This is a genomic window from Pseudomonas nitroreducens, from assembly GCF_014204515.1.
GTDB lineage: Bacteria > Pseudomonadota > Gammaproteobacteria > Pseudomonadales > Pseudomonadaceae > Pseudomonas > Pseudomonas nitritireducens_A.
In genome coordinates this window covers 1-16489 of sequence record NZ_JACHLI010000004.1, presented here as the reverse complement: position 1 = coordinate 16489, position 16489 = coordinate 1, and the positions used below count along the sequence as shown (strand labels likewise).

Here is a 16489-nt window from a genome sequence, read left to right as displayed (position 1 = left end):
CCGAACGGGATAGCTTTTTACGCCAGGGCCAGCCCGCTCGCCGGAACCTCGGCAGCCAGCGCCAGGCCCCAGGCCCGGCGGATTTCGGCCACGGCGTGGTCACGCAGCGCCTCGCGACGTCGGAACTCGCTGCGCCGCTGGCTCTTCACCTCGGCGATGTCGCGTTCGGCCTCGAGCTCGGGCAGGCGATACCAGCAGTGCTCGTAGGGCACGCCGTGCAGTTCCAGCCAGAAACTGTCGTAGCTGGAGCGCAGCTTGTCCGAGCAACTGTGTGCCGCGTCGCTGATGCCCAGGATCGAAGCACCACCCAGGCAGCGGGACAACTCGTAGAGCGCGGAGATCAGCAGGTTCTTCGGACGCAGGCCATGCATCTCCTTGCCCAGCCATTTGACCGTGCCTTCCGCCACGCTGGGGCGTGGCCCCTGCAGGCCGCCGATCAGGATGCAATCCTTGCCCAGGCAGAAGCTCAGCGAGTACAGGCGCTCTCCCAGCGCATCGCGCAGGAACACGCCCAACTCGCCCTCCTTGGCGAACTCCGAGGGTTCCAGGGACAGGTGCAACTGCCCGCCGCCCTTCAGCTCCACATCGCACAAGGCGATGCTCCGCAGGCCGAACAGGCGCTCCGCCCAGGCCGGAGGCAACTGCTCCAGCCGCTGATAGTGCTCGTGCAGCGCACGCAGGCGGCGAGCGATGTTCCAGTGCCGACAGAGATAGGTCTTGCGGTGTCGCCGAGCAGAGATCGTCTGGCCCTTGTAGGAGACATCCAGCAACGGATGCCGCTGGCGTTGGCGCGCCCATTGCCAGTGCAGATGGGGAGCAGTGGCCAGTGCCACCACCTTCTGGATGGAGTTGCGAAGGGAGCGCAGGTGCATGGCGAGCTCGCGGCGAAATGACGGCGGTAGAGTGCTCGGAGTGCCTTGCGGCTGGCTTAAGGAACGTCGAGCTCAGCGACTTTGCTGCGGTTTTCACGGCGAGGATGTAGGAATGCCAAGAAGCGGCAAGGCGAACAATCTGATCTCGCCTTCGCGCGGGATGTTCGAACCGGCTCGATCGCCGCCAGCCGCTATGCTCAATGCCACGATGCGTGTCCCAAGGAGGACGTGATGGGCAAGAAGAGCAAGGCAAAGAACCCGGCCCCCGAACAGGCCGTGAAGATGAAGAACAAGGACTACGAGGAGCACCTGCGCCAGCTCTCGGTGGAGCTGGTCAAGCTGCAGGAGTGGGTGGTGCACAAGGGTCTGAAGGTCTGCATCATCTTCGAGGGCCGCGATGGGGCCGGCAAGGGCGGCACCATCAAGGCCATCACCGAGCGGGTCAGCCCGCGGGTATTTCGCGTGGTGGCGCTGCCCGCGCCCACCGAGCGGGAGAAATCCCAGCTCTACGCCCAGCGCTACGTCAAGCACCTGCCCTCGGCCGGCGAAGTGGTGATCTTCGACCGCAGCTGGTACAACCGCGCCGGCGTCGAGCGGGTCATGGGCTTCTGCACCGAGGAGCAGGCGGACAAGTTCCTCGCCGTCACCCCGCTGTTCGAGCGCATGCTCACCGAGTCGGGGATCGTCCTGCTCAAGTACTGGCTGGAAGTCAGCCCGCAGGAGCAGGCGCGCCGCCTGGAGGACCGCATCACTGACGGCCGGAAGATCTGGAAGCTGTCGCCCATGGACGTGAAGTCCTACACCCGCTGGGATGACTACACCCGCGCCCGCGACCTGATGTTCGCAGCCACCGACTCGCCCTGGGCGCCCTGGTTCGTCGCGCGCTCGGAGGACAAGAAGCGCGTGCGCCTGAACGTCATCAGCCACATCCTCAAGCACGTGCCGTACAAGTCGCTGCCGCGCGAGGAAGTGAAGCTGCCCAAGCGCGGCAGGATCGGCAAGTACAAGAGCCCGGACTATCCGTTCCACTACGTCGACGAGCCTTTCTGAGGCCGCAAGGGCCCTCGTTCTGCCGGCCTGCTGTGTAGGAGCGGACTGTGTCCGCGATGGTTTCCGGTGCGACGCGGAGCTATCGCGGACGGAGTCCGCTCCTACGTGTTGCCCGCCTCAGACGATAGTTCGCAGGTAGCTTTCGACCTCGCCTGCCAGCCATCCGGCGAACGCCGCGACCTTGGCCTGGGTCGCCTCGCGCTCGGGCCACACCAGCCAGTAGGGGAAGCCGTAGGGCACGCGCAGGTCGCTTAGCGCCACCAGTTCCCCGCTTGCCAGCGCACCCGCCACCAGGCTGCGGCGTTCCAGGCCGATGCCCTGTCCCAGGCGCACCGCTTCGATGCTCAGGTTGGAATCGTTGACCACGAACTCCGCCGGCTCCTGCGGCACCGCCACGCCAGCGGCCTGGCACCAGTCCAGCCAGGATTCGAAGCCGGTGATGCGCGGGCAGCGAAGGATCTCCGCCGGGCTGCGGGGCAGCTGGCCGCCATTGAAATCCGGCGCGGCAACGACCACCACCTCGTCCTCGAACAGACGCTCCTGGGCCAGCCCTTCCCAGTGGCCCTGGCCGATGCGCACCGCGACGTCCGCCAGCCCCTGGCGCAGGTCCATCACCTCCAGGCTGGCCAGCAGGCGCAGGCGGTACTGTGGATAAGTCGCGCGAAAGCCCGGCAGGCGCGGCAGCAGCCACTTCTGGCCGAAGGCCGGGGTAACCGCCACCACCAGTTCGTCCTCGCCCGGACGCGCCTTGGCCAGGCGGGTCGCCTCGGCGATGTCGCGCAGGGCGCCGCGTACCTGCAGGGCGTAGAGCCGCCCTTCCTCGCTCAGACGCAGGCCGCGGCCCTCGCGCTGCAGCAAGGTGACTCCGAGCAGGCTTTCCAGCTGGCGTATCTGCTGGCTGACGGCCGAGTGGGTGACATGCAGTTCGCTGGCAGCGAGGGTCACGCTGCCAAGCCGGGCAACGGCTTCGAAACTGCGCAGGGCGGAAAGCGGCGGCACTGCGCTCATGTAAGTTTTCCTAACCGGAACGGTCATTAATCGTCGCTATTTCCCAGCGACCAAAGCCGCTAGATTCATGGCCAACGCGCGCACAGTCGCGCAACCAGGCTGCAATTTCCACTAACAGGATGTGCCCATGCAACAGAAGCTTCCGCACCTGATCGGCATGCTCGACTCGCCCTACGTGCGCCGCGTCGCCATCACCCTGCGCCTGCTCGGCATCGAGTTCAGCCACCAGTCGCTGTCGGTATTCCGCACCTACGAGGAATTCCGCGGCATCAATCCGGTGGTGAAGGCGCCAACGCTGGTCATGGGCGACGGCCAGGTGCTGATGGATTCCACATTGATCATCGATTGCCTGGAACACCTGGCCGGGCGCAGCCTGATGCCCACCGAGCCCGCCGCGCGGCTGCATGCCACGCGCCTGCTGGGCCTGGCCCTGGCGGTGATGGAAAAGGCGGTGCAGCGCTACTACGAGCAGCAGCGGCCGCAGGACAGGCAGCTCGCCAGTTGGCAGGAACGCGTCGACCAGCAACTGCACGCCGCCCTCGCACAGCTGGAAAGCGAGCTGCGCGGGATGTCGCTGGACCCCGGCGCGCCGCTGGACCAGGCCGGCCTGAGCATCGCCGTGGCCTGGACCTTCGTGCAGTTGCTGCACTCGGAAGACATCCCGGCGGACAGCTATCCGGCGGTGCGTGATTGGGCGGAACAGGCCGAGGCGCTGGAAGCGTTCCAGGCTTTCCCGCCCGTGTAAGACCCTGGCGTAGGAGCGGACTGCGTCCGCGATGGATTCCCGGCGCGCCCGAGACCTGTCGCGGACGGAGTCCGCTCCCACGCACCCTTGGGGTTCAGTCCTTGGGCAGCTCCTCGTGCTGCTGGCGGGTGAAGCGCAGCAGGCCGAAGCAGATAAGGAAGCCGCACAGGGCCAGCCCCGCTGCCACCAGGAAGATCGACGCATAGCCATTACGCGCGGCGACCAGGCCCATGAGCGGGCCGGCAATGCCCATCGCCAGGTCGAAGAACAGCGCGTAGGCCCCCAGCCCGGCGCTGCGGCTGCTGGCCGGGATGCGCAGCACCGCCTCGACGCCCAGCGAGGGATAGACCAGCGACAGGCCGCAACCGGTCAACGCCGCGCCCAGCAGGGCGAAGCCCGGTCCCGGTGCCTGCCACAGCAGCAGCAGGCCGAACACCTCCACGCCCAGGCAGACCACCGCCACGGCAAAGCCGCCGAAGCGGTTGACCATGCCGGAGAAGATCAGTCGTGCACCGACGAAGCAGACGCCGAAGGCAGTCAGGCACCAGGCCGGATTGGCCCAGCCCTGGCTGCCGTAATAGAGGGTGATGAAAGTCGCCAAGGTGCCGAAGCCGATGGAGCCGAGCATCACGCACAGGCCGTAAGGCAGCACGCGGCCGAGCACCGCGTGGAAAGCCATGCGCGTGCCGGCGATGGTCGGCACCTCGTCTCGTCCACGGGCGGCCAGCCAGCCCAGCAGAGTCAGTGCGAGGATGCTCACGCCCAGGCTCCACAGGCCGATCGACGCCGACATCATGACGCCCAGCGGCGCACCGATGGCGATACCGCCGTAGCTGACGATGCCATTCCAGGAAATCACCTTCGCGGTGTTCTGCGTGCCGACCAGGGCAATGCCCCAACTCGCCGTGCCGATCCCCAGCAACCCCTGGGCCAGGCCGAACAGCAAGCGGCTGGCGAGCAGCAGGATCAGGCTCATCCAGGGCAGCGCTTCCAGGCTGGTGGAGGCCAGCACCAGTACGCCACCGCCGCCCAGCACGGCCAGGCCCTGCAGCACCGCGCGCTTGGCGCCATGGGTATCGGTCAGGTAGCCGGCCAGCGGACGCGAGACGAGGGTGGCGATGTATTGCAGGCCGATCACCCCGCCGGCGACCACGGTGGAGTAGCCCAGCCCCTCGTGGACGAAACCGGGCAGCACCGGCAGCAGCAGGCCGATGCTCAGGAACAGGACGAAGGTGAAGAGGACGGTGGCGAGGATGCGCAGGGTGACGGCGGCGGTTCGCTGCTCGGACGAGCTCATGGACGGGCCTGACGGTGGGTGGCAGCACGAAGGGCAGGTAGATTGAAAGCAGGCTATCGATTTCCGCCCGACTTGCCAATCCGAACCTTGCGCGCCGCCAGGGGCTCCTATAGTTGTTCCCAGGCCGCGCCGCGGCGGCACATTCCCAGTCAACCCAGGAGATCGTCATGGATACCAGCCAGCACAGCCTGAGCGCCCTGTTCAAGCAACTCGGCCTGCCCGACGGGCGCAAGGACATCGACGCCTTCCTCGGCAGCCATCGCCTCGTCGAGGGCCAGAAGCTGCCGGAGGCGCCATTCTGGAACAAGGCCCAGGCGCAGTTCCTGCGCGAGGCGCTGCAGCAGGATTCGGACTGGACCGAGGAAGCCGACGAGCTGGCAGTGCGCCTGTCCAACTGATCGAGTTCCAGCAGCTGCTCCACTTCAAAGCGCCTGCAGTTGCCCTACTTCAAGGCGCCCGCTGCCGTTCTATTTCAGATAAGAGCGCAGCACGCCCATGACCTGCTCCAGGTCCTCGTGGCGCTGCACAGCGGTACGGTCCTCGGCGCCCAGGTGGTCGCGCAGATGGCCTTCGAGCACCTCGGCCATCAGGCCATTCACCGCCCCGCGGATGGCGGCGATCTGCTGCAGGATCGCCGCGCATTCGCTGCCGGCCTCCAGCGCCCGTTCCAGCGCCTCGCTCTGGCCCTTGATGCGCCGCACCCGGGTCAGCAGCTTCTTCTGGTCCTTGATGGTATGTCCCACGGCAAAACTCCAAAGGTATACTGGGGTATAGTATCTATATCGACTCTGTGGACCATCATCATGCAGCACGCCACCCACCCGCAAGACGGCCGCCACGACCACCAGTTCCACGAAGGCAACCCCCTGGCCGAACGCAACACCCTGCGCGCCGCGCTGCTGACCGTGGTGATGATGCTGGTGGAGATCGCCGGCGGCTGGATCTTCAACTCCATGGCGCTGCTCGCCGATGGCTGGCACATGAGCTCCCACGCCCTGGCACTGGGCCTGGCGTTCTTCGCCTACGTGGCGGCGCGGCGCTTCAAGGGCGACGCGCGCTTCGCCTTCGGCACTTTCAAGATCGAGGTACTGGCCAGTTACACCAGCGCCATCCTGCTGCTGGGCGTGGCGGCGCTGATGCTGTTCGAGTCCGTGGCGCGGCTGCTCGCTCCATCGCCCATCCACTACCAGCAGGCGATTGCCATCGCCGTCCTCGGCCTACTGGTGAACCTCGCCTGCGCCTGGCTGCTGCGCGGCGAACACCACCATCACGACCATGGGCACGGCCACGATCATCACCACGGACATGACCATCACCACGACCACGGCCATGACCTGAACCTGCGCGCCGCCTACCTGCACGTGCTCGCCGATGCCGCCACCTCGGTCGCCGCGATCATCGCCCTGATCGGCGGCCTGATCTGGGGCGCCGCCTGGCTCGATCCGTTGATGGGCATCGTCGGCGCCGTGCTGGTGGCCGTCTGGTCGGTCGGCCTGCTCAGGCAGAGCGGCCGGGTGCTGCTCGACGCGGAGATGAACGACCCGGTGGTCGAGGAGATTCGCGAAGTGGTCGCCGAACTGCCGGTCCCTGCACGCATCACTGACCTGCACCTGTGGCGCGTGGGCAAATCGCGCTACGCCTGCATCCTCAGCCTGGCCAGCGATGGCGGCCTGACGCCCGACCTGGTGCGCCAGCGCCTGCAGGTGCACGAGGAACTGGCGCACATCACGGTGGAGATCAACCAGGCCCCCGCCTGAATCCTGCCGGCGGCGCGACCCGAAGTCGTGGCGGCTTTGACGGCCGCCGCGCCGCTGCGGCCTAATGCACAGCCCGTCGAAACCGATTGCCCGCCCGCATGTCCAGCTCCCGCTTCTCCGCCGCCCAGCAACGCGCCAGCACCCTGCACCTGCCAGCCGGCCCCTGGGCGACCGTGCTGGACTGCCTGTGTGCACGTTTTCCGGCGATCAGCCGTGACACCTGGCTGGACCGCATGGCGCGCGGCAAGGTGCTGGACAGCGACGGCCAGCCCATCGGCCCCGAACATCCCTACCGCGAAGCGCTGCGCATCCACTACTTCCGCGAGGTGCCGCAGGAAACGCCGATCCCCTTCCAGGAAAGCATCCTGTATGCCGACGAACACCTGGTGGTGGCCGACAAGCCGCATTTCCTGCCTGTGATGCCCGCCGGCCAGTACGTCGAGGAAACCCTGCTCGCCCGCCTCGCCAGGCGCCTGGACAATCCGCTGCTGGTGCCGCTGCACCGCATCGACCGGCTCACTGCCGGGCTGGTGCTGTTCTCCGCCAACCCGAGCAACCGCGACGCCTACCAGGCGCTGTTCCGCGAGCGGCGCATCGACAAACTGTACGAGGCGATCGCCCCGGCGCTGCCGCAACTGGAATTCCCGCGGGTCCATCGCTCGCGGATGGTCGAGGGCGATCCGTTCATCCGCATGCAGGAAGTGGACGGTACGCCCAACAGCGAAACGCACATCGAGGTGCTGGAGCGGCGTGGCGATCTCTGGCGCTATGGGCTGCATCCAGTCAGCGGCAAGCGCCACCAGTTGCGCGTGCACATGTCGGGCCTGGGCGCGGCGCTATGCTTCGATCCGCTCTACCCGATCCTGCCGCCCCGGGACCAGCGCCCGCCGGAGGATTACGCCCGGCCGCTGAAGCTGCTGGCGCGCCGCCTGGAGTTCCGCGACCCGATCACCGGTGAAGCACGGCGCTTCGAAAGCCAGCTGGAACTGACCTGGCCTTCCATCAATTTCATCGATGGTCACCCTTAAGCCGATCCATTTCCGTCGATAGTGGCCCGGGTGTTTTCATAGCTCCACCCCAAGGAGAGAAAGCACCCGGAGCCGACCATGAGCTACAGCGCCAAGTCCTTTTCCGCCCTCGTCAATGCGCTGCGCGCCGATGGCATCACCCGCCCCGAACAGATGGCCCGCCAGCCCTTCCGCAATGCCCAGGGCTTCTGGTCCGCGGTGGCCAAGAAATGAACCTGGTGCGGCGACTCCCGCCTGCTCTACGCATGGATGCGGTGATCGTCCTCTACGCCCTGGCCACGGCCTGGCTGGTGTTCTCTGGCCTGTGATGCCGGGCCGGTGAAACAGACTCCATGAAAAAGGGCAGCCTCGGCTGCCCTTTTTCGTGTCCCGCGCGGCCCTGCCGCGCCCAGCGTCACTTCTTCAGACAGGTGCTCATGAACGCCTTGCGTTCATCGCCCTTGAGCGCCTTGGTGGTGGCGTCGGCGTTGCAGCTCTTCATCTTCGCCTGCTGTGGCGTCATCGCCTTGCTGTCGCCGCCGCCAGCCTTCAGGCAGGTGCTCATGTACGCCTTGCGTTCGTCACCCTTGAGCGCCTTGGTGGTGGCGTCGGCGTTGCAGCTCTTCATCTTTTCCTGCTGCGCGGTCTGCGCGGCGGTGGCGGCGAAGCCCTGTACCGAGAACAGCAGGGCCAGAGCCAGCAGCGGAATCCTAACGATGGTCATGGAGTGGTCTCCCAGGATGGAATTGCCACTCTGAGCGTAGCTCGCAGCCCGCTGTTGGCGAGGGCTTTGCTGTGACGCACCAATACTTCCAGCGCCCGCCGTGAGCGTCATCGCGGCGAATGAAAGATTAAAAGTTATATACAAATTCTAATTGATAATTTTTTGAAATAACAAAAATGCCGCAGTATGGCGCTGCCACCCATTCGGTACGCCAGGAACCTGCCATGTCGCTGTTGACCCTCCCCAATGCCCGCGAGCAAACCAAGTCGGTCCGCGCCACGGTGCTGGTGTTCAAGGACCCGCGCTCGCAGGAACTGCTCAACCGCATCGAACGCCTCGCGCCCAGCGAAGCCAATGCGCTGATCATCGGCGAGACCGGCACCGGCAAGGAGCTGGTGGCGCGACATATCCACAAGCTCAGCCGGCGCAGCAGCGCCCCCTTCGTCGCGGTGAACTGCGGTGCGTTCTCCGAGACGCTGGTGGAAAGCGAGCTGTTCGGCCACGAGAAAGGCGCCTACACCGGCGCCACCAGCAGCAAGGCCGGCTGGTTCGAGTCGGCCAACGGCGGCACCCTGTTCCTCGACGAGATCGGCGACCTGCCGTTGAACATGCAGGTGAAACTGCTGCGCGTGCTGCAGGAACGCGAAGTGGTGCGCCTGGGCTCGCGCACGCCGGTACCGATCAACGTGCGGGTGGTCGCCGCGACCAACGTCAACCTGGCCGATGCCGTGGTGGCCGGGCACTTCCGCGAAGACCTGTTCTACCGCCTGCACGTCGCCACCATCCGCCTGCCGCCGCTGCGCGAACGCCCCGGCGATATCCTGCCGCTGGCCGAGTTCTTCCTCGAGGAGCACTGCCAGCGCCTGGGCTACAACCGCGCATCGCTCTCCGCCGAAGCCGAGCGCAAGCTGCTGGGCCACAGTTGGCCGGGCAATATCCGCGAGCTGGAGAACGCCATCCACCACGCCCTGCTGGTGTGCCGCAACCAGCAGGTGCAGCCGGGCGACCTGCAGCTGGCCGAGCTGCCATCAGCGCCGCGCCACGACTCGCTGCGCCACGAAGGCCACGCCCTCGCGCCGCGCGTCGAGGCGACCCTGGAGCAGGCGCTGCTGGAACTGTTCGAAAGCAACCGGCCGGACCTCTACGAGCACATCGAGGAAGTGCTGTTCCGCACCGCCTATCACTTCTGCCATGGCAACCAGCTGCAGACCGGCCGTCTGCTGGGCATCAGCCGCAATATCGTGCGTGCGCGCCTGGAGAAGATCGGCGAACTCAACCTCGGCCGCACCGGCTGAGGTCTTCCCCCCGCGCCGCTGCTGGGCTGGCGCCGTCCGTCGGCAGTCCTCGCGCGATTCCCCCCCGGCAAAGGTTATAATCCGCGCCGTTTTCCGGCTGCCCCGGCGTTGCAAGGCTCAGCGTCTACACTGCCAGGGTGACGTCCAGGCGGGACGTCGCACGCCAACGAACAGCCCATTGCCTCAAGTCATCAGGACAGATCGTGACCAAAGACGAACTGCGCGCGGAACTGGAGCGCCAGGAGCAACGCTACAAGGATGAACAGGGCGGCGAAGTGACCCTTTACGCCGCCCAGCCCGAACCCGAGAAGAAGCCCTGGCGCAAGCGCCCCAGCGTGCAGGACAAGGCCTTCGACCGGGAACTGGCAAGAATCGAAGAAGAACGACTGAAAAAGGATCAGGACACCGCTTCCCTATAAACGCAGGTACGGCCCCGTCCGACACATCGTTGCCCAAAGCATCCGGGCAGCCAGGAGGACGCGGCAGGCGAGGTTCCGTGGGGGAGCCAGCCGGAGCGCCTGCAAACACTCATCCGACGGGCCGGCAGCCCGGCGTGGAAGCATTGCAAACTTTTTCCACCCTGCCTGAAAGCGCCGTGCGACGAGGCGTCGCGCATTTTGGAGAAACCGTTTCAGGCTGAATACGGTGCTCCAAGCTTCTGGCATAATCGCCGCCCCGTCTCCGACCGGTCATAGAATCTTCATGTTCGATCTCTTCAGCGGACTCGATCTCTGGGTGGGTATCAGCCTGGTGCTGGCACTCGCGTTCGTCCTCGCGTTCGAGTTCATCAACGGCTTCCACGACACTGCCAACGCGGTGGCCACGGTGATCTACACCAAGGCCATGTCGCCGTACCGCGCGGTGATCCTCTCCGGCATCTTCAACTTCCTCGGCGTGCTGCTGGGGGGCGTTGGCGTCGCCTATGCGATCGTCCACCTGCTGCCGGTGGAACTGCTGATCAACGTGAACACCGGCCACGGCCTGGCGATGGTGTTCTCGCTGCTCGCCGCGGCCATCACCTGGAACCTGGGCACCTGGTACTTCGGTATTCCCGCTTCCAGCTCGCACACCCTGATCGGTTCGATCCTCGGCGTGGGCCTGGCCAATGCGCTGATCAACGACGTGCCGCTGGCCGACGGGATCAACTGGGGCAAGGCCATCGATATCGGCCTGTCGCTGATCTTCTCGCCGCTGGCCGGCTTCATCATCGCCGGCGCCCTGCTGATCGGCCTGAAGTGGCTGTACCCGCTGTCGAAGATGCACAAGACCCCGGAGACCCGCCGCGACGTCGACGAGAAGAAGCACCCGCCGTTCTGGAACCGCCTGGTGCTGGTGATCTCGGCCATGACCGTGAGCTTCGTGCACGGCTCCAACGACGGCCAGAAGGGCATCGGCCTGATCATGCTGGTGCTGATCGGTATCGTCCCGGCCAAGTTCGTCCTCGACCTGAACAGCACCACCTACCAGATCGAGCGCACCCGCGACGCCGCCATCCACCTGCAGCAGTTCTACAACCGCCATTCCGACTCCCTCGGCGAAATGCTCGCCCTGGGCAAGGCCGATGACGCGGACATGCCGGACCTGTACCGCTGCGAGCCGAAGCAGACCGAAGCGACCCTTAAGGGCCTGCTCAAGGACCTGCATGGCGTCTCCAGCTACAACGACCTGAACGACGACGAACGCGTGCAGGTGCGTCGCTACCTGCTGTGCCTGGACGACACCGCGAAGAAGGTCGGCAAGCTCTCCGACCTGCCGTCGCGCGAGAAGGCGGACCTGGAGAAGCTGCGCAAGGACCTCACCAGCACCACCGAATACGCGCCCTTCTGGGTAATCATCGCGGTGGCCCTGGCCCTGGGCATCGGCACCATGGTCGGCTGGAAGCGCGTGGTGCTCACCGTCGGCGAGAAGATCGGCAAGCAGGGCATGACCTACGCCCAGGGCATTGCCGCCCAGCTCACCGCCACCGCCGCCATCGGCATGGCCAACATCTACAGCCTGCCTGTGTCCACGACACACGTCCTGTCCTCGGGTGTGGCGGGCACCATGGTGGCCAACCGCAGCGGCCTGCAGGGCAGCACGGTGCGCAACATCATCATGGCCTGGATCCTGACCCTGCCGGTGTCGATCGCCCTGGCCGCCGGGCTGTTCTGGCTGTCCTCGCGCTTCGTCGGCTGACCGCCAGCCCGCACCACGAAAAACGCCTGCATCCGCAGGCGTTTTTCTTTTCCGGCCTCCGCCATCAGTCTTCTTCGACGAGGACTACCTGGCGCGGCAGGCGGATGACGAAGCGCGCGCCGCCCTTGAAGTTGTCCACCGACAGGCTGCCACCCATGTTGCGGATCAGGTCGTGGCTCACCGACAGGCCCAGCCCGGTACCCTTGCCGATGGGCTTGGTGGTGAAGAACGGCTCGAAGATGCGTTCCATCAGCTCGCGGTCGATACCACCGGCGTTGTCGCGCACGTGCAGCTCCACCCACTCCGACTCGATGCAATCCTCCTGCGACACACCGACCCAGCGGGCGCCTTCGTTATCCCGTCCGAGCAGCGCGTCGCGGGCATTGGCCAGCAGGTTGATCAGTACCTGCTCAAGCTGGTCGGCGTAGCCGCGCACCACCACGCGCTGCAGTGGCGCAGCGGTTTCCAGGGTGATGCCCTGCTGGGTCAGGCTCTCGCCGAGCAGGGCCAGGGCGCCCTCGCAGGCGTCGTAGGGATCGAAGGGCGACGGCTCCAGTTCCGACTTGCGGCTGAACACCCCCATGTGGCTGATGACCCGCGACAGCCGGTCGATCTGCGCGTCGGCGCGGTCGAGCTTCTCCTTCAGGTACTCCGGCTCGCCGAGCTTCTGCCGCGCGTTGTACAGCGACATGCGCATGACGTGCAGCGGCTGCTTCATCTCGTGGGCCATGCCGCTGACCATCTCGCCCAGGCTGGCCATCTTGGCGCCCTGGGCCAGTTGCTGCTGGGCGTGGCGCACCGCGGTGTTGTCACGGCCCACCGCCTGGATCTCCAGCAGGCGGCCATCGGCGTCGAGCACCGCGCGGTCCGACCAGATCAGCCAGAGGTTGCGCTGGCCGGACAGGCAGAAGCGCAGTTCCCAGGAGTCGTCCACCCGACTCCGCGCGCCCCCGGCGAGGCGCGCGCGCAGGGCGCTGCAGTCCTGTTCCGACAGCCATTCGTCGAGGCGTCGGCCAAGCAGCGCCTCCACCGGCTCGCCCAGCACCTGGGCGAAGGTGTGGTTGATGAAGGTCAGCTGCAGGCTGGGGTCATAGCGGCAGATCAGCGCCGGCGAATCCTCCACCAGCACCCGGTAGCGCTCCTCGCTCTCGGCGATCTGCTGCGCGGCCAGGCGCTGCTCGGTGACGTCCAGCCAGAGCCCGACGGCCTCCTGCGGAATGCCCTGGATATCGCGCAGCAGCTTGGCTTCGTCGTACAGCCAGTGCCACTCGCCGGCGCTGTCGCGCAGGCGGTATTCCGTGCGTACGCGCCCTTCGCGCAGCAACTCGCGGCCACGGTCGAGGAAGGCTTCCAGGTCTTCCGGGTGGACCCGTTCGGCCAGCGCCTGCCAACTCTGGCCCTGCAGGTCGAGGCCGAGCAGGTTGCCGGCGCTTTCGCTGTAGAACTCCGGAATCAGCCGGCCCTCCTCCACCCGCTGCACGTAGATGACTACCGGGGCGCTGTCGATCAGGTTGCGCAGCCGCGCGTGGGCGGCCAGGGCCTGCTCTTCCTGCTGCTTGCCCTCGCTGATGTCGAGCAGCACGCCGTCCATCAGATGGTCGCCGGCCCGCGCCTGCATGCGCCCCTGCAAGCGCAGCCAACGGCGGGTCTGTGTGGTGTCGGCGACGCGCAGACGCATGTCCTGGACCAATCGCCCACCCGGCTGCACGTTGCGCAGGCGCAGGCTCAGTTCGTCGGCATCGGCCGGGTGCAGCCGCGCCAGCAGATCGGCCAGCGCCAGCTGCAACTGCCCCTCCGGCAAGCCCAGGCTGACAGCCACTGCCGGCGACAACTCGAATACCCCCGCGTCTACCTGCAGGCGCCACCAGCCGCCACCAACCATGTCCTGCAGCAGGCTCAGACGCCGGCTGCTGTCGCGCAGGCTGTACAGCTCGGCGCGCTCATGCACCAGGTTGGCGAGGATTTCCGCCAGGTACTGCCAGTCGCTGGGCGACGGCCCCGGCCAGGGCGGCGCTTGCTCCGCGGGCTCCGCCAGCAGGCCGGCCAGGCGCCCGCCGCGCACGGGGGCGGGAACCAGGTAGAGACGGTCGCTGCAGAGCGCTTCGAGCAGTTCCGAGCGGCCCTCGTCGACGTTCAGCAGGCACGCGCCGCTGGCCCCTCGCAGTTCGCCGTCGGGCAACACCAGGCCTTCGCGCAGCAGACTGTCGCAGCCCGGCGGCACATGGCAGGCGAAAACCCGCAGTTGCGAGTCGGGACCTTCCAGCAGCAGCGCCATGCTGCGCATGTGGAAATTGCTGCAGAAGGCCTCCAGCACCTCCCCCACCGCTTCGCCGAGGCGGCGCTGCGAGCTGTGGCGCAGGCGCCCGAGCAACAGCTTGCTGAGGTTCAGGCACTGCAGCTTGTGCTGCTGGCTGTCGGCCTGCCAGTTGAGGTCGGAGATATCGGTGCCCAGCAGCAGGCAGTGCTCCTCGGCCTGCAACAGCGCCTGGAAGCGGCACACCAGCGGCAGGTCGCCGGTGCTGCGCAGCACCAGGTCGAGCCGCTCGCCACCGCGCAGGACGGTCAGCGGCGTGCCACCGGGGGCGCGGCGGTCGAGATAGTCCGCCAGCTGCGGCAACTCGCCGGAACCGGTCATCGGCACCAGCAGGCGATGCACCAGGTGCCCGCCGCGAGCGATCACCCGGTCGCGGCTATCCAGTTCCAGCCACAGATCCCAATGAGCGGTGACATCGACCGCCGGCGCAGCCTCCGGCGGCAGCGCCGGCCGGCGGCGGGCGGCCAGCGGACGGGAAGGCGCCGCGGCATCCGCGGGAGCCTCGTGCAGTGCAGGACGCGAGCGCAGGAAGTCGAACATCGTGCGCCTCAGAGCAGCACGCTGGCCTGGCCCGTGAGGACCGCGGGCAGCTGGGGAACCGTGCCTATGCCCGGCAGCGTCAGCAGCGGCACGATGGGTGACGTCGAGTAGGGATAGTTCACGCACACGTTCACCCGCGTGTAAGTGCGGTTGTTGACCGTCTCCGTGGTGGGCGTGCCCAGGTACTGGCCGCTGTAGCAGCCGTTGCGCCAGGCAGCGGGCATCCAGCTCAGGCGCTGGTTGACGGCGGTGGTGACCGCGCTGCTCAAGGCCGCGGAATAGTTGCCGGCACTGGGGTTCACCGACACGGCGACCCGCGCCCCGGCGGCAGCGGCATCGTTGAACGCCTGCAGCATCAGCAGCGGCACGCAGTAGCCGAGCAACCCATAGAGCACCGCGAAGAACAGCACGAAGACGCCAGCGAACTCGATCGCGACCGCACCGCGCTGCCTGCCAAGTCCTCCGATTCCTTCCATGCGTAATACTCCTCGACCCACTTCCCACTTGAATGATCGTTCAACTTATCGGCGCCGCGCGGGATAAATGAAGATGTCCGCCGTCGGCTGAATACCGCTGTTGAGCAATACTAGGCGCTTCTTTTAAATTCGTCGCATGGCCACTCGGAATAACACTTCGCGCCACCACCAAAGACTATTGACCCGAATTGCAACTACCCAATCGAAGCGGGAAAACACCCGCAATTAAGCTGGCATACTGGATTGCAGCGGCGACGGAATAAGGACTTTCTCAGTGATCAGTTTCTGCCTGCTCGGCTGGTTCGCCATCGGCGCCTACCAGGATCTGACCCGCCTGCGCGTAAGCAACTGGGTGACCCTCGGCGGCGCCCTGGCCGCCGCCCTCTACCTGATCGTCCAGGGCCACAGCCTGAGCGGCGCCGATCCCGCCCTGGCCCTGGGCGCCTTTGTATTGGGACTGTTACTCAGCGTGCCGGGTTACGGCCTTGGCAAGCTCGGCGCAGCCGATGTCAAGGCACTGGCGGCACTGGGGCTGGCCAGCGATCCGCAGACGCTGCTGTACACCCTGGCCCTGGGCAGCTTCGTCTGCCTGGCACTGATGCTCGCTAGCAAACTTTTGATTGATTCGGACAAGTTACCGGCTAATTGCAATTCGCAATTAGCGAAACTGCAACCGTCAAAATTCAAGTCATTTCCGTTTATCTTTGCACTATTCGCCGGTCTTCTGACGTATATGTCGTTTATCCAGTAAATGACAGTGACCATTGGCATCATCCAGACTTAACGACTATATGCTAAGGGTTAATACCACCCGTCACAGGGAGGATGCGCCGGTATTCGGTAATTGAATGCCCGGCCGATAAAAACAATGGATAAAAGTAATTCTTAAGGAGCGTACAGTCATGGACAAAACGGCCAATCGTCGTTTCAGCGTGCTGGTCATCGACGACGAGCCCCAGGTCACCGCCGAGCTTGCCGAGCTGCTGGAGAACAGCGGCTATCGCTGCCTGGTGAGCGACAGCAAGGACAGTGCCCTGCAGAAGTTTCGCGACGACACCTCGATCGGCCTGGTGGTCTGCGACCTCGGCCTGGGCCGAGACAACGGCATCCGCGTGGTCGAGGCGCTGAAGGAGGGTAAGCGCTTGATTGACGACGTCCTTGCGATGCGAGTAGGCGCAGTTACTCAGTCGCGTTGAGGATCCAGGGCAGCAGGGCTTCATAGTCCTCGA

General features: G+C 66.0%; 17 protein-coding genes and 1 pseudogene. 11 read left to right on the top strand and 7 right to left on the bottom strand.

The window, feature by feature from the left end; translation table 11 throughout:
- Positions 1 to 17: 17 nt before the first annotated feature.
- Positions 18 to 872, bottom strand: coding sequence for a VirK/YbjX family protein (locus tag HNP46_RS06705; RefSeq protein WP_184587065.1), 855 nt, complete (start codon positions 870 to 872; stop codon positions 18 to 20).
- A gap of 231 nt (positions 873 to 1103) precedes the next feature.
- Here HNP46_RS06705 and ppk2 point away from each other — a divergent pair, with 231 nt between their 5' ends.
- Positions 1104 to 1922 (top strand): polyphosphate kinase 2, encoded by an 819-nt coding sequence (gene ppk2 / locus HNP46_RS06700; protein ID WP_184587062.1) that lies wholly within the window; start codon positions 1104 to 1106, stop codon positions 1920 to 1922.
- Between the two features lie 117 nt (positions 1923 to 2039).
- Here the strand turns inward: ppk2 and HNP46_RS06695 are convergent, their stop codons facing one another.
- The gene (locus tag HNP46_RS06695) at positions 2040 to 2930 is read right to left on the bottom strand and encodes a LysR substrate-binding domain-containing protein (protein WP_184587060.1); all 891 of its coding nucleotides are present in this window, start codon (positions 2928 to 2930) and stop codon (positions 2040 to 2042) included.
- Between the two features lie 127 nt (positions 2931 to 3057).
- Here HNP46_RS06695 and HNP46_RS06690 point away from each other — a divergent pair, with 127 nt between their 5' ends.
- Positions 3058 to 3675, top strand: coding sequence for a glutathione S-transferase family protein (locus HNP46_RS06690; protein WP_184587057.1), 618 nt, complete (start codon positions 3058 to 3060; stop codon positions 3673 to 3675).
- Between the two features lie 94 nt (positions 3676 to 3769).
- Here HNP46_RS06690 and HNP46_RS06685 read toward each other — a convergent pair whose 3' ends face one another.
- Positions 3770 to 4972: an MFS transporter gene (locus HNP46_RS06685; RefSeq protein WP_184587055.1), complete on the bottom strand. Its 1203-nt coding sequence runs from the start codon at positions 4970 to 4972 to the stop codon at positions 3770 to 3772.
- A 167-nt stretch (positions 4973 to 5139) separates the two neighbouring features.
- On the opposite strand from HNP46_RS06685, the gene HNP46_RS06680 reads away from it, so the two are divergent.
- Positions 5140 to 5370 carry a DUF2789 domain-containing protein gene (locus tag HNP46_RS06680; protein WP_184587053.1) on the top strand — a complete coding sequence of 77 codons (231 nt, stop codon included), beginning with the start codon at positions 5140 to 5142 and terminating at the stop codon, positions 5368 to 5370.
- 69 nt (positions 5371 to 5439) lie between these two features.
- On the opposite strand, the gene HNP46_RS06675 is transcribed toward HNP46_RS06680, so the two are convergent.
- Positions 5440 to 5715, bottom strand: a complete 276-nt coding sequence (locus tag HNP46_RS06675) for a metal/formaldehyde-sensitive transcriptional repressor (protein ID WP_184587051.1) — start codon at positions 5713 to 5715, stop codon at positions 5440 to 5442.
- Between the two features lie 60 nt (positions 5716 to 5775).
- Between HNP46_RS06675 and dmeF the strand changes: the two genes are divergently transcribed.
- From dmeF to HNP46_RS35780, 3 genes are all read left to right on the top strand, one after another.
- A complete protein-coding gene (gene dmeF, locus HNP46_RS06670) occupies positions 5776 to 6729 on the top strand; it encodes a CDF family Co(II)/Ni(II) efflux transporter DmeF (RefSeq protein ID WP_184587050.1) in 954 nt (317 codons plus the stop codon).
- 98 nt (positions 6730 to 6827) lie between these two features.
- Positions 6828 to 7757 (top strand): pseudouridine synthase, encoded by a 930-nt coding sequence (locus HNP46_RS06665; protein ID WP_184587042.1) that lies wholly within the window; start codon positions 6828 to 6830, stop codon positions 7755 to 7757.
- Between the two features lie 78 nt (positions 7758 to 7835).
- Positions 7836 to 7970, top strand: a complete 135-nt coding sequence (locus HNP46_RS35780) for a hypothetical protein (protein ID WP_017519380.1) — start codon at positions 7836 to 7838, stop codon at positions 7968 to 7970.
- 181 nt (positions 7971 to 8151) lie between these two features.
- On the opposite strand, the gene HNP46_RS06660 is transcribed toward HNP46_RS35780, so the two are convergent.
- Positions 8152 to 8460, bottom strand: coding sequence for a PsiF family protein (locus tag HNP46_RS06660; protein ID WP_184587040.1), 309 nt, complete (start codon positions 8458 to 8460; stop codon positions 8152 to 8154).
- 224 nt (positions 8461 to 8684) lie between these two features.
- Here HNP46_RS06660 and HNP46_RS06655 point away from each other — a divergent pair, with 224 nt between their 5' ends.
- The 3 genes from HNP46_RS06655 (at position 8685) to HNP46_RS06645 (ending at position 11930) form a co-directional block, all read left to right on the top strand.
- Positions 8685 to 9755 (top strand): sigma-54 interaction domain-containing protein, encoded by a 1071-nt coding sequence (locus HNP46_RS06655; protein WP_184587032.1) that lies wholly within the window; start codon positions 8685 to 8687, stop codon positions 9753 to 9755.
- 203 nt (positions 9756 to 9958) lie between these two features.
- Entirely contained in the window at positions 9959 to 10174 is a 216-nt protein-coding gene (locus HNP46_RS06650; RefSeq protein ID WP_184587030.1) for a hypothetical protein, read from the top strand.
- Positions 10175 to 10457: 283 nt separating this feature from the next.
- Positions 10458 to 11930 carry an inorganic phosphate transporter gene (locus HNP46_RS06645; RefSeq protein WP_184587028.1) on the top strand — a complete coding sequence of 491 codons (1473 nt, stop codon included), beginning with the start codon at positions 10458 to 10460 and terminating at the stop codon, positions 11928 to 11930.
- Between the two features lie 64 nt (positions 11931 to 11994).
- Here the strand turns inward: HNP46_RS06645 and HNP46_RS06640 are convergent, their stop codons facing one another.
- Positions 11995 to 14784 carry a PAS domain-containing sensor histidine kinase gene (locus HNP46_RS06640; RefSeq protein WP_184587026.1) on the bottom strand — a complete coding sequence of 930 codons (2790 nt, stop codon included), beginning with the start codon at positions 14782 to 14784 and terminating at the stop codon, positions 11995 to 11997.
- Positions 14785 to 14792: 8 nt separating this feature from the next.
- Positions 14793 to 15260 carry a TadE/TadG family type IV pilus assembly protein gene (locus HNP46_RS06635; RefSeq protein WP_184587024.1) on the bottom strand — a complete coding sequence of 156 codons (468 nt, stop codon included), beginning with the start codon at positions 15258 to 15260 and terminating at the stop codon, positions 14793 to 14795.
- Between the two features lie 274 nt (positions 15261 to 15534).
- Between HNP46_RS06635 and HNP46_RS06630 the strand changes: the two genes are divergently transcribed.
- Together HNP46_RS06630 and HNP46_RS06625 are read left to right on the top strand one after the other, a co-directional pair.
- Positions 15535 to 16011, top strand: coding sequence for an A24 family peptidase (locus HNP46_RS06630; RefSeq protein ID WP_184587022.1), 477 nt, complete (start codon positions 15535 to 15537; stop codon positions 16009 to 16011).
- Between the two features lie 151 nt (positions 16012 to 16162).
- A pseudogene (locus HNP46_RS06625) lies at positions 16163 to 16438 on the top strand (response regulator); the annotation flags it as partial.
- Positions 16439 to 16489 lie beyond the last annotated feature (51 nt).